The organism is Enterococcus sp. E5-162 (assembly GCF_035725965.1).
GTDB classification, from domain to species: Bacteria; Bacillota; Bacilli; order Lactobacillales; family Enterococcaceae; genus Enterococcus_B; species Enterococcus_B lactis.
The window spans coordinates 16,101-28,501 of the sequence record NZ_JAPRFV010000005.1 but is presented as its reverse complement, the minus strand read 5'-3'; the positions used below and the strand labels follow the sequence as shown (position 1 = coordinate 28,501).

The 12,401-nt window shown below is 38.2% G+C and carries 9 protein-coding genes and 1 pseudogene; 4 read left to right on the top strand and 6 right to left on the bottom strand.

From position 1 onward, the window contains the following. Together OZZ83_RS06455 and OZZ83_RS06450 are read right to left on the bottom strand one after the other, a co-directional pair. The gene (locus tag OZZ83_RS06455) at positions 1-228 is read right to left on the bottom strand and encodes a heavy-metal-associated domain-containing protein (protein ID WP_002310613.1); all 228 of its coding nucleotides are present in this window, start codon (positions 226-228) and stop codon (positions 1-3) included. A 71-nt stretch (positions 229-299) separates the two neighbouring features. Then, positions 300-2,186, bottom strand: a complete 1,887-nt coding sequence (locus OZZ83_RS06450) for a heavy metal translocating P-type ATPase (RefSeq protein ID WP_002310612.1) — start codon at positions 2,184-2,186, stop codon at positions 300-302. Positions 2,187-2,389: 203 nt separating this feature from the next. Here OZZ83_RS06450 and OZZ83_RS06445 point away from each other — a divergent pair, with 203 nt between their 5' ends. Further along, the gene (locus OZZ83_RS06445) at positions 2,390-2,806 is read left to right on the top strand and encodes a PRD domain-containing protein (protein ID WP_002310610.1); all 417 of its coding nucleotides are present in this window, start codon (positions 2,390-2,392) and stop codon (positions 2,804-2,806) included. Between the two features lie 195 nt (positions 2,807-3,001). On the opposite strand, the pseudogene OZZ83_RS06440 reads toward OZZ83_RS06445, so the two are convergent. Both OZZ83_RS06440 and OZZ83_RS06435 read right to left on the bottom strand, forming a co-directional pair. Continuing rightward, positions 3,002-4,476 (bottom strand): annotated as a pseudogene (locus OZZ83_RS06440) (glycoside hydrolase family 13 protein). After that, positions 4,466-6,421: a sucrose-specific PTS transporter subunit IIBC gene (locus OZZ83_RS06435; RefSeq protein WP_002335153.1), complete on the bottom strand. Its 1,956-nt coding sequence runs from the start codon at positions 6,419-6,421 to the stop codon at positions 4,466-4,468. Before OZZ83_RS06435 ends, OZZ83_RS06440 begins: the two are co-directional and overlap by 11 nt. A gap of 227 nt (positions 6,422-6,648) precedes the next feature. On the opposite strand from OZZ83_RS06435, the gene OZZ83_RS06430 reads away from it, so the two are divergent. Genes OZZ83_RS06430 through OZZ83_RS06420 form a run of 3 tightly spaced genes read left to right on the top strand, consistent with a single transcriptional unit; the run spans position 6,649 to position 10,026 of the window. Beyond that, the gene (locus OZZ83_RS06430) at positions 6,649-8,127 is read left to right on the top strand and encodes a sucrose-6-phosphate hydrolase (RefSeq protein WP_002310606.1); all 1,479 of its coding nucleotides are present in this window, start codon (positions 6,649-6,651) and stop codon (positions 8,125-8,127) included. Between the two features lie 12 nt (positions 8,128-8,139). Next, positions 8,140-9,123, top strand: a complete 984-nt coding sequence (locus OZZ83_RS06425; protein ID WP_278023653.1) for a LacI family DNA-binding transcriptional regulator — start codon at positions 8,140-8,142, stop codon at positions 9,121-9,123. Between the two features lie 21 nt (positions 9,124-9,144). Continuing rightward, on the top strand, positions 9,145-10,026 hold the full coding sequence (locus tag OZZ83_RS06420; RefSeq protein WP_002310603.1) for an ROK family protein: 882 nt from the start codon (positions 9,145-9,147) through the stop codon (positions 10,024-10,026). A 751-nt stretch (positions 10,027-10,777) separates the two neighbouring features. Here the strand turns inward: OZZ83_RS06420 and OZZ83_RS06415 are convergent. Further along, complete coding sequence (locus OZZ83_RS06415) at positions 10,778-11,341, bottom strand: restriction endonuclease subunit S (RefSeq protein ID WP_002310867.1); 564 nt, start codon at positions 11,339-11,341, stop codon at positions 10,778-10,780. Positions 11,342-11,355: 14 nt separating this feature from the next. Further along, positions 11,356-12,399 carry a hypothetical protein gene (locus tag OZZ83_RS06410; protein ID WP_002292292.1) on the bottom strand — a complete coding sequence of 348 codons (1,044 nt, stop codon included), beginning with the start codon at positions 12,397-12,399 and terminating at the stop codon, positions 11,356-11,358. Positions 12,400-12,401: the final 2 nt, after the last annotated feature.

The following is a 12,401-nucleotide window of genomic DNA, read 5'->3' as shown; positions in this document are numbered from 1 at the left end:
TTACGCCTCTTTTACTTTTGTTGATTGGACTTCATAACCTAATTTTTCCACAACTGCAGCTAATTGTTCAGGGTGGACTTCATCTGGATCAAAGTTTGCTTTGATTTTGCTCGCATTAAACAAAACTTTCGTATTGCTTACCCCAGGCTGTTGAGAAACCGCATGTTCGATTTTTTGCATACAGCTTGGACAAGTTAGTGTATCTAATTGCATAATCATTTTTTTCATCGTAGTTCTTCCTTCCTTTTTCTTGATAGTCTTATTCTAGATTACAGCTTCCATAAAAAAATTGATTCTTATCAAGTTTTACGATTTTTTTCTTTGCTTTCGTGTCCAAAATACAATAAACGCATTGCGTTAAAGATAACGATCAAGATACTAGCTTCGTGAACGAACATCCCACTAGCCATGTAAATAAATCCGGCAAATAAGCCGATGAGTAAAAATGAGACGACACCAATGGCAATCACTACATTTTCACGGGTATTCAAAACAGTTTTCTTAGCCAAACGGTAGGCATGAACCAACGATCCAAAACTAGATTGCATCAAGACAACGTCACTCGTTTCGATAGCGACATCCGTTCCTGATCCCATAGCAATCCCGATATCAGCCGCAGCCAAAGATGGAGAATCATTGATTCCATCTCCAATGAAAGCAACGCGCAATCCTTCTTCTTGGTATTTTTTCACAAATTGAACCTTTTCGTCTGGTAATAATTCAGCATGGACTTCATCAATGCCTAACATATCAGCAACATAATCAGCAGTCATCTGATTATCACCTGTCAGCATCACTAAATGTTTTGCTCCTGCTTGTTTCAACTTAGCTAATTGTTCAGCGACTTCTGGTCGAATCACATCTGACACACCAATGATTTGAGTGATTTTTTTGTCGATTGCTACAATAATGACTGAGCTGCCTGTTTGTTGTAATTGATGTAAATCTTGTACTTGCTTTGGTGTAAGAGAAAGTTTGTGAGCGGCAATCAATTTGGTGTTGCCCGCACAAACTGCATGACCATCAATCTCAGCTGTGATTCCTTGTCCCTTGATCGTCTGATTATCTTTGACTGCTAATTGTTGAAAATCAAGGACTTTCTCCTGAGCATAATGGATCACGGCGCGCCCCAGAGGATGATCGGATAACGTTTCTAATCGAGCCACTAAAGCTAAGCTGTCCCCTTCATCCTCTGTATAGTTCTTGATAGTGGATACAGCAGTAGTTCCTTTGGTCAATGTACCGGTTTTATCAAAGACAAAAGTATCGATTTTGGAAAAAGTATCCATTGCTTCACCGCCTTTGACTAAGATGCCCCGTTTCGCTCCATTACCGATTCCTGCTACATTCGAAACAGGCGCACCAATGACTAAAGCGCCAGGACAACCAAGAACCAAAACAGTGATGGCTAAACGAAAATCACGACTGATCAGACCAACAAGCAATGCAATAAGTAAAACGGTTGGAGTATAATACTGAGAAAATCGATCAATGAATTTTTCCGCATGTGATTTGGTATCTTGTGCTTCTTCTACTAATTCGATAATTTTGGCAAAGGTCGTATCATCTCCGACCTTAGTTGCTTTAATCGTCACGTAGCCATCTGCTAAAATCGTTCCAGAAAATACGTCATCTCCACTGATTTTGACGACTTGTCGTGATTCACCCGTCACTGCGGCTTCATCCGCATACCCTTTCCCGTCAATGACTCGGCCGTCCACAGGAATAGCTCCACCAGTTTTTACTAAGACGATATCGCCTTCTTCCACGTCATCGATTTCCACTTCTTCAGTCGTTCCATCTTCTTGGACAACGCTGGCAGTCGATGGGGCCATCTCGGTCAAATCCTTGATTGATTCCCGCGTTTTGGTCAATGTTTTTTGTTCCAGATAACTACCAAACAAAAACAAGAATGTAACGATAGCTGACTCCTTGTATTCTCCGATCATAAAGGCACCAAGCACAGCAATAGTAACGAGTAAATCAATTGAGATAACTTTGACTTTTACTGCCTGATACGCATAGATCATAATAGGTATGACCGCAATAATAGAAGCTATGGCTAGAGCAATGTTATAGAACAAGACAAATCCAGTAAATTTTCCGATAAAACCAAAAATAATCAACACAGCTGATAAGGCGGTGATATGATTTCGATGCTCTTGGATCCACTTTTGAAATTTCATCTTTCTCCCTCTTTTCCTTTTCGTTCTTACGAGACTAAGTATAGATACTTATCCATCATAAAAAATTGACCACTATCAAGTTTAGTCAAAAAGGTGGTTTTCTTTTGGTATACTGAATTCCTACAGTCATTAAACGATCATATAGAAAAAGGAAGCGCCGAGACGCTTCCTTAGGTAGTTCTATTTTTTTATTCAAAGATAAGATGCTTTGTCATCTTACGACTGAAGAACAACAATCAAAAAAGGGCAGCAGCCACTCATTCACAAGAAATATCGTTTTTGATATGGGAATTGAAGCAGTGGACAAATATCTCTACTTATTAGCTGGGAATAAGATCCAAAAAAGCTTAATGGATTTCATCCAAGAATTGGAATGTACTTTCCACAAAAAATTCACTCATTCCATTCTTTTAAAACTTTTGATTCATACAGCGTGTTTAATTGAGCGTACATTGATAAACGGTCATGAACTTAAAATTATATCAGAAGATGACACAAGACCTTCTCATGAAACAATTTTTCATGTAAAAAAGGCCTTCAAAAATATTGAAACAGAATTTGGGATCACTGTTTCTTATGATGAATGTTTCTTTATCTATGATATTATCGCATCTAAATAATCTTTTTTTATGTAAATGAGTATTTTTTTAACTTATTGTTTAAGAGTGATAATATTCCATCCTAACAATTAAAGGGAGACAATTAAAAGTTTGTCCCCCTTTTTGCTGACTAAATTGTTTTCTATAAACAAATCGAATAACTGTTTCATTGAACTATCTACCTCATAACAAAGATTCATCTATAGAAAAAAACACTTAATAGATCGGCGCGCTAAAAGCTTCATATGGGAGTAAATTGTTAGTAATTTTCTTTTTGTAATTTTGAATCAAGACTTGTTTGACACGATACTTACCGATTGGAAAAGTAGTCTTTTGATTAGAAAAATTAACTACAACTAGTATTTTTTGTTTTTTTAAACTGCGTAGATATGCTAAAACATTCGGTTTCTCTGTCTTAATGACTTGATATTTTCCATAGACAATCACAGGTAATTCTTTGCGCAATTCGATCAGTTTTTGATACGTATAAAACAAGGAATTTTGAGCAGCTAATGCTGCTTCTACATTGATCTCTTCTGTATTCCCCACTGGCAACCAAGGAGTTCCTTCTGTAAATCCACCATTTTTGTGATTGTTCCATTGCATCGGATGGCGAGCATTATCTCGCCCCTTCGAGTTGATTGATTGGATCAACTCTTCCTTCGAATAGCCTTTTTTTTATACGTTCTGCATACATTCTTTGGCTTTCAATATCATCTACCTCATCAATATTCTTTACTGGATAATTGATCATGCCGATCTCTTCTCCTTGATAGATATAAGGTGTACCTTGCATAAAATGGAGGTATATCGCTAGCATTTTTCCACTGATTGTTCGATATTCTTGATCGTCCCCCAGCGAGAAATGATTCGTGGAAGATCATGATTATTCCAAAATAAAGAATTCCAATCACAACCATCTAATTCAATCTGCCATTTAGAAAAAGTCCGATGTAATTCCTGTGGATCTAAATCCTTTAGATCCCATTTTCGTTTGCCATTCTGTTTGTCTAGATTAATATGCTCGAATTGAAAGACCATTGATAATTCTTTGCGTTCTTCTTTTGAATACAGCTGCGCAATCTTGGGCGTTGCCCCCCAAGTCTCTCCCACTGTCACTACATCATAATGACCAAATGTTTTTTGGTACATTTCTTGCAATAAATCATGTAAAAGAGGACCATTTTTAGTAATAGATTGTTCCGGCTGCTTTTTCGAATGCAAGTGCAGATAATATTGATTCACTTCGGGCACATAGGTCCATGCTGAACCGCCGAAGTTCGACTCTAATCCATTCGGTTCTTTACGCCAAACATAATAGTCGTGATAGGGACTGGTAACACTTTTTTTGCCGATTGAAACCATGGATGTCTGTCTGACGTATGATTGATAACAAGATCCATGATGACTCTTATTCCCCTTTGTCGTGCTTCTTTTATCAGTAAATCCATATCTGCCATCGTTCCATATTCTGCGCCTATTTTTCTGTAGTCACTGATATCATAGCCATTATCATCATTAGGTGATTCATAAACCGGGCTTAACCATATCGCATTGATTCCCAGTTTTTATAGATAATCTAACCTTGAAAGAATACCAGGAATATCTCCAATGCCATCTCCATTTGTATCTTGAAAACTTCGAGGATAGATTTGATAGATTACTGCATTTTTCCACCATTTATTTTTCATCTGTTTCACTCACTATCAGAATATCTTCACCACTTTTGACCGTGTTTTTTTCAAGAATTTTTACATTAGCATATGCAGAGGAATTAGTGACAATTTCCATAATTGTATCGTCGTACCCTTCTTCTTTAAGCAATTTACGATCAAATGTACCGAGAATATCCCCTTTTTTCACTAATTCACCATATTGTCGCTGTGTCGTGAATCCGGCCCCTTTTAGATTCACTGTATCAATACCGATATGGATCAGTACTTCCGCTCCTTTCTCTGTTTTCAAGCCATATGCATGTTTAGATTCGTGGACAACTGTCAATATACCATCTGCTGGAGCATGGACTACCCCGTCATCTGGTTTGACTGCTATACCTCTTCCCATCATTTCAGTGGAAAAAACTGGATCTTTTACCTTCGTTAAAGGGAGAATCTTCCCGCTGACTGATGCAGCTAAAACTTCATCTTGCGGTTTCCTAGTCGTTTTAGGAGCTGAACTGATTGACTCAGCTGCTTCTGTTCCTTTTGATTCACCATCTGCTAGAAGTTCCATATGTTTTTTTCCATAGAAGTAAGTGCTTAAAAAACCGATCATTATACTGATAACAATTCCGATCATGAATGAAGGAATCGAACGAGGTGCAATGGAAATAAAACCAATGATGCTTGCCGGTCCCATCGCAACTGCTAATACGTGGAACAAGCCGATAAAGAATGAAGCAATTCCTGCAGCAATCATTCCACAAATAAACGGAAATTTCAGTTTCAAATTCACACCGAATATCGCTGGCTCAGTAATCCCCAACATAGCGGAAACACCTGCAGTGGTAGCTAGACTCTTTTGCTTTTTATTTTTTGTCAGCAGCATAATCGCCAAAGCAGCCGCTCCTTGCGCTACATTTGCCATTGAGGCAACTGGAAAGATAAAAGAGCCGCCCGTTCTGGCAACATCTGCTAGTAAAGTAGTCTCGATTGCTGGAAAGCTTTGATGTAATCCGGTAATGACTATCGGCGAATAGAAGAGACCAAAGACACCTAAGCCGAAAGCTCCAGTAGTACTGTATAACCAGCTTAATCCATCAGCTAAGCCGTCTCCGACAGTACGCATCACCGGCCCTACTACTGTAAAAGTTAAAAAACCAGTAATAATAATAGCTAGCATTGGAGTAAATGTGTAGTCGAAAGCATTAGCCAACCGTTTATGGAAGAATTTTTCTAAAGTAGCTAAAATCCAAGAAACTGCAAGGACTGGAAGAACAGATCCTTGATAACCGGCTTGTGCCACATTCATTCCAAAAATATTCCAATAAGGCATCGATCCTTCTGCAATAGCATTCGTCACACTGTATCCATTCACTAAATCCGGCATGACCATCGCCATCCCCATTGCTGCTCCAAGATACGGATTGCCTCCAAAACGTCGAGTTGCTGAAAAACCTACCAAAATCGGCAAAAAAGCAAACGGCGCTGAAGCAAGTAAATTAATGATGCCAGCAAAATCTTTCACTGATGGATACAACTCAACCACTGACTGAGGACCAAACAAATCCTGTGCCGTCAAAACATTATTCAGAGCCATCAACAGTCCACCCGCAACCAATGCAGGGACAATCGGAACGAAGATATCTGACAATACCTTGATAAAGGACATGACAGGATTATTCTTCTTATTCGATGCTACCGCTTTCAAAACGTCAGTTGAAGCTTCCTTTACGCCGGTGATCTTAACGAATTCATCATATACGTTATTCACATCACCTGCTCCGATAATGATCTGAAATTGATCATTTGCTTCAAAAGTTCCTTTCACACTTTCATTATCATCCAGAGCCTTCTGGTCTACTTTGTCTGAATCTTTTAAGACAAGCCGTAAACGTGTTGCACAATGAGCAGCTGCTTGTACATTGTCTTCTCCAAGCGCTTTGCTGATTTCTTCAGCTACTTTTTTGTAATCCATTTCATTTCCTCCTAATCCAAAATTATTGAAGCAGTAACTATAAATTTTTCTTAAGCACAATATGCCATGATTTAAAACAATTGTCAATCGATTATCAAATCTTAAATAAAATAATTTTTTATATATAAAAAATAGCATTTATAAGCTACTTTATTTTGATATTCGTTTGACATTTCATCAGGAAAAATATATTATAACGTCAAGAATACGTTTACAAGGAGTTTGTCATGAAACTTAAAGAAAATTGGTCACGAACGGATCGTTATCGTCCATATAAAGAATGGTCTGAAGAACATTTGCATTCCTTAGAGAAAAAAATCAATTCTTCCCATTGGCGCTTAGGCTACCATATACAACCAGTTACTGGTTTATTGAACGATCCGAATGGTTTTTCCTATTTCGACGGGAAATGGCAGCTATTTTATCAAGCATATCCGATGGGGTCTGTTCATGGTCTGAAATCTTGGTACCATCTCTCCTCAGTTAATCTGATAGATTGGAAAAACGATGGCCTCAAACTGATTCCGGATAATTCATTTGACAGTCACGGTGTGTACTCAGGTTCAGCTTTGCCGATTGATAATCAACTGTTCCTTGCATATACCGGAAATGTGCGTGATTCGAATTGGGGACGTCATTCCTTCCAGTTAGGGGCATGGATGGACAAAAATGGTAATATCACTAAGATACCGACTCCTTTGATCAGCTCCCCACCTCCGGGATATACACAAGAAATCCGTGATCCTCAGCTGATTGCTTATGATGACGGTTACTTGCTCATTGTCGGAGCACAAACTGAACAAAAACAAGGAAGTATCCTAACTTATTACAGTAAAGATCTTCAAAATTGGCAGTTTTTAGGAACTTTGGGTTTTACAGAGGAAGAAATGGGTTTTATGATCGAGTGTCCAAATCTATTATTTGTGAACGGCAAAGCACTACTGGTCTTCTGCCCACAAGGTTTATCTCACGAGATCCACTCATACAGTAATATTTACCCGAATACTTACGTGATCGGTCAAACATTTGATTTTGAAAAAAATGAGCTTTCCGACCCTACTCACATAAAAAATATAGATGAAGGATTTGACATTTACGCGACGCATTGTTTCAGTGATGGAAATGGACGAACCTTGGCAATCAGTTGGATTGGGTTGCCTGAAATCAGCTATCCAACTGACGAAGAAGGATGGGCACACTGCTTGAGCATCGTAAAAGAACTTACTATTGAAAAAGAGCAGCTCTATCAACGACCGGTGAAAGAAACAGCGCAGTTGCGAAAAGGAAAACCTTATCACTTTAGCGGTTTGGAAACCACTATTGACGCGGAAATAAATCAATATGAACTCCAGTTAGAATTCGATTACTCACAGAAAGGTACTATTTTATTGTTTGCAGATGAACAACAAAAACACGGTTTAACACTATCCTTTGATACGATACATGGTAAAATGAGTATGGATCGCAGCCATGCCGGCAAATCTTTCGCTGAAAATTTTGGAACTGTACGTGAATTCTCAATTGAAAAGAAACCGCTGAAATTACAAATATTTGTTGATTGTTCCGTTGTAGAGGTGTTTGTAAATGATGGACAGCAAACAGCGACTGCCCGTGTCTTTCCGACAGATGATCAAACGGGCTTGTATATAAAAAGTGACAGGGAATTTAAAGGGAAATTATGGCATCTGCGGAATATGAACAAATAAAGGATGAAGAAAATGGCTGTTAAATTGACAGATGTGGCAAAAAAAGCAGGAGTCTCTCCTACTACTGTCTCGAGAGTGATAAATAATTATGGTTCTTTAAGTCAAAAAACAATCGATAAAGTGAATCAAGCAATGAAAGAACTCAATTATCAGCCGAATTCGTTAGCCCGTTCACTTCAAGGAAAAAACACTCAATTGATCGGCTTGATTTTCCCAACAGTTGCTAATCCGTTTTTTGGCGAATTAGTCGAACAGTTGGAAAGTAAATTATTTGATTTAGGCTATCGTTCGATCTTATGTGACAGTGCTAATAATAAAGAAAAAGAACGAAATTATCTCAACATGTTAGCAGCAAATAAAGTGGACGGCATCATCGCCGGCGCTCATAATCTCGGGATACAGGAGTACGAAAATATTGAGTTGCCAATCGTCTCTTTTGACCGCTATCTGGCAGACGGAACACCAATCGTCAGCAGTGATAATTTCCGAGGCGGTTATCTCGCGACAGAAAATCTCTATCTAAAAGGAGCTCGTAAAATCGCTATTTTGACGGGCTCGCAAGAATCCAACTCCCCCACAAATGACCGAATGAACGGCTATTTGAAATTTATGGATGAGCAGCAGCTAGAACCACAGATTTTTCAATTCCATTCAACTGCTCGTTCCACTGCTTTAAAAAATTTAGAAATTAAACGGATTTTGCAAAATGAAGAGATTGACAGTATTTTTTGCACAGATGATCTTACAGCTGTATTGGCATACAATCTGTGTCAAGATCTCGATATCCGCATCCCTGAGCAATTGAAAATCATTGGATATGACGGAACAAAATTTATCCAGAATTATTTTCCGCATCTGTCTACTATCGCTCAACCAATAACGGATATTGCCGACATCCTTGTAGACTTGCTACTGCAAAGAATCCAAGATGCTGAAAAACCACTAGAATCACATTACGTTTTACCAGTAAAGCTGATTCAAGGTAAAACGACTTAACTGCAAAGGAGCAAATGTTTTATGTTATATGGAGCAATTGAAGCTGGCGGAACAAAATTTGTCTGCGCAGTAGGTACGAAAGATTTAGAAGTAATTGAAAGAATACAAATCCCTACAACCACGCCGATAGAAACGATGAATAACGTTATTGATTTCTTCAAAAAACACCAAGAACAACTGGCAGCGATTGGAATAGGTTCTTTTGGACCGATTGATATTCATCCCAATTCAGCAACATACGGATATATCACCTCTACGCCAAAAAAAGCTTGGCAGAATTTTGATTTTATCGGTTATTTAAATAAAAATTTAAAAGAACTACCGATTGTCTTTACCACCGATGTCAATGCAGCTGCTTACGGAGAATATGTCGCGGGGAATGGAAAAGGGCGTTCCACTATTGTTTACTACACGATTGGAACAGGTATTGGTGGCGGTGCCTTGCAAAATGGCACTTTTGTAGAAGGTTTCAGCCACCCTGAAATGGGACATATGCTTGTGCGCCGACACCCTGTGGATACCTTTAAAGGTGTTTGTCCTTATCATAGCGATTGCCTGGAAGGAATGGCTTCTGGACCTGCAATCGAACAAAGAACAGGCATGAAAGGTCAAGAGTTGTCTGCCGCTGATCCTTCTTGGGAATTAGAAGCTTATTACATCGCTCAATGTGTCTATAACACAACTCTTCTATTTTCACCTGATGTCATCATCTTTGGCGGAGGTGTAATGAAACAAGCACATCTGAGAGAACGAGTCCAAGAAGCTTTGGTTGGTTTGATGAATCACTATGTAGACTACCCAGCATTCGAAAACTATGTATTACCTCCAAAATTAGGAGATGATGCTGGAATCATTGGGTGTTTAGCTTTAGCATTAGAAAAATCAGAAAAAGATATCTTCTAATAAAATAAGCACGTTGTCACAACAATCTCATCAATAAAAAGACGAAGAATCCACTTGACGCGATTTCTTCGTCTTTTTATTTACTATTAACTTATGTTCTCCAATCGGCCTTTCAACCCGGTATCCTCGCCTATTTTTCTTGCCCTTAACTCTCTGTTTCCTGTACTTAACAGAGTAGAGGTGTCGTGGAATTCTTTTGTTAACTTCAAATTATGATCTTCTACAAGTTCCTACAATCTAATCTTGGTTGTTTTTTTATTCAACTTGCAACGCTAGCAAGTTCCAGTTGTTTATCTTTTCCAATTAATTTTTGTGATATTTAAACTTCGCCCTGACAGCTTTTCAAAATATAGAAAAGAACACATCCTTATGTCTATTATGCAACAGCTCAATTTATTTAATGTATGTTAATAATTTTGTGGAATGTCTCCTTGGACATGCTATTTCTACTATTTAATGATCAATCACTTGACCTACTAGTAAGTAGAGAGCATGCCCGAACACATTACAAAAATATCATCACTTATGATACGGAGCTGCGTATCATGAGTGAATGATATTAGGAAAACTTCATAAAATAAATCTTTTATACATTTCCACTTCTAGATGGTCATTCATGTTAGAAGAATCAAACTATTTTTTTACTGTCGTAATAATATTAAAACACTAGAACAAATCAATTAAATTCCATAAAATATAGATAATAGATCTAGCATCATCTGGTATAAAATGGATGCTAGGTCCGTTATATTTACTCAAAATTGATTCTACGAATAGATCTTCTTATCATTTCTATTTTAGTAGTCATGCGTTGTTGTTCTTCTAAAGGTGGTAATGGTATAAGTAGTTTAGATAAATTTGTACCATTTACATTTGGTTGCCCAGTTCCGTAAGAAATTTTTTCTAATAACTTCCAATATAATGGCGAGTCTAAGAAGCAGTCTACGTATTCTGATAATAATTTCTCAACTAACCTAATTCGAATCAAGTAAGAAGCAAAAACAGATTCCTCACTTATTTCCTTAACCAAGAAACTTTTTCCCATAGTTCCTCCTGTCCTTGCTATCAAAATGTCATTTTCTTCCAATCTTAAATCAACTAGTTTAGAATTACTAATATCACAGTAAGGCACACTGAACCAATTTACACGTCCCTCTTGTATATCTGTGATTCTCAAAAACTTAACATTGCCTTGTTTTTTCGCCGAATCTGTATAGCCATATTGAATCTTAGTAGAAATACTTCCTAAATAAACCCATAGTCGAACATCGCTAGATGATTTTTCTTGTCGTTCTTTATGAACAACAGTGATCATCTTGAGTTGTCCGACTATTTTTTAGTTGCAGCAATCTTTTTGGGACGCTTATTTGCATGAAGCAACGTTGCTAAGTCTAGTAATAAAACATTGGCTAACACAGGATTGGCTTTCTCGCGATACGCTGCGGCGCCACTTTCAAACAATACTGCTAGACGATCTTCTACAACAACGATTTGTTCCAAATACGGTGGAAATTTGATTCGTTTTAGGATCCGGCTAGGAGAGTCCCGCTCGGACACTAAGAGTTCCGAGGTATAAGGACCATAAGAACGACTGGCTAAGAGATAATGGCCATAAAAAGCCACACCTTGAATCTTATCAGATGTTTTTCTGCTCATTGTCACGGTTGGTTGGATTTTGTCTTTGCGGCGAATTGCTGTTTTCATTTCAGCTATCGTCGGCAATAGATAGAAAGTCAACTGTCCTTCACCTTTTAGTGTGAAGTTGCCAGATACCAGTTGATCATTGTTTTGAGTCAAATACGATGCTTGTGGAATCTCTGAGAGATCAGTTGTCAGCCAATAAGCGATTGGCTGTCCCGTCTCTTCAGATGTATCTGCTAAGATATCGATCAAACGTAAAGCGGCTACTCGTCCAGTAGCAGATCCTGTGATTGTCAACCATAAAAGTTCCCGTTTTGTATCATATACTAAGCCCCCTACATGTGGCCGTTTAGGTAAAATCAGCAGTTTGATCGGCTGTCCTGTTTCTCTATCCAGTACATGAATAATAGAATGATGCTGATGGTCATAGCAGTAGGCAGAAATAAACACAAAATCTTGAGAAAAAGCCAACCCTTGCGGCGTCATCCATTGACAAACCTCATTTTCGCCGGTTTCCGGCACCACCATTCTTGTTTCTGTTAATCCAGGAATGTTATATTGTTTTGCTTCAGCCTTTTCCCAAGCTGCTTGAACAATAGGATACCGTTTTAACTTTTTTTCAATATCCTGATGTATCCGTTGCTGCTTCCAATGCTTAAACTTTAGGACATAGTAAACAAGGAGGCCAATGACCAGCAACACTAAAATCATTATTGCTACCCGCTGTGTCATTT

What these genes read in the sequence shown, in the direction of transcription:
- OZZ83_RS06425 (WP_278023653.1), top strand. Translation starts at nt 8,140, where the DNA reads ATGGCTGTTAAATTGACAGATGTGGCAAAAAAAGCAGGAGTCTCTCCT.
- OZZ83_RS06415 (WP_002310867.1), bottom strand. Translation starts at nt 11,341, where the DNA reads ATGATCACTGTTGTTCATAAAGAACGACAAGAAAAATCATCTAGCGAT.
- OZZ83_RS06445 (WP_002310610.1), top strand. Translation starts at nt 2,390, where the DNA reads ATGCTTTGTCATCTTACGACTGAAGAACAACAATCAAAAAAGGGCAGC.
- OZZ83_RS06455 (WP_002310613.1), bottom strand. Translation starts at nt 228, where the DNA reads ATGAAAAAAATGATTATGCAATTAGATACACTAACTTGTCCAAGCTGT.
- OZZ83_RS06420 (WP_002310603.1), top strand. Translation starts at nt 9,145, where the DNA reads ATGTTATATGGAGCAATTGAAGCTGGCGGAACAAAATTTGTCTGCGCA.
- OZZ83_RS06430 (WP_002310606.1), top strand. Translation starts at nt 6,649, where the DNA reads ATGAAACTTAAAGAAAATTGGTCACGAACGGATCGTTATCGTCCATAT.
- OZZ83_RS06410 (WP_002292292.1), bottom strand. Translation starts at nt 12,399, where the DNA reads ATGACACAGCGGGTAGCAATAATGATTTTAGTGTTGCTGGTCATTGGC.
- OZZ83_RS06450 (WP_002310612.1), bottom strand. Translation starts at nt 2,186, where the DNA reads ATGAAATTTCAAAAGTGGATCCAAGAGCATCGAAATCATATCACCGCC.
- OZZ83_RS06435 (WP_002335153.1), bottom strand. Translation starts at nt 6,421, where the DNA reads ATGGATTACAAAAAAGTAGCTGAAGAAATCAGCAAAGCGCTTGGAGAA.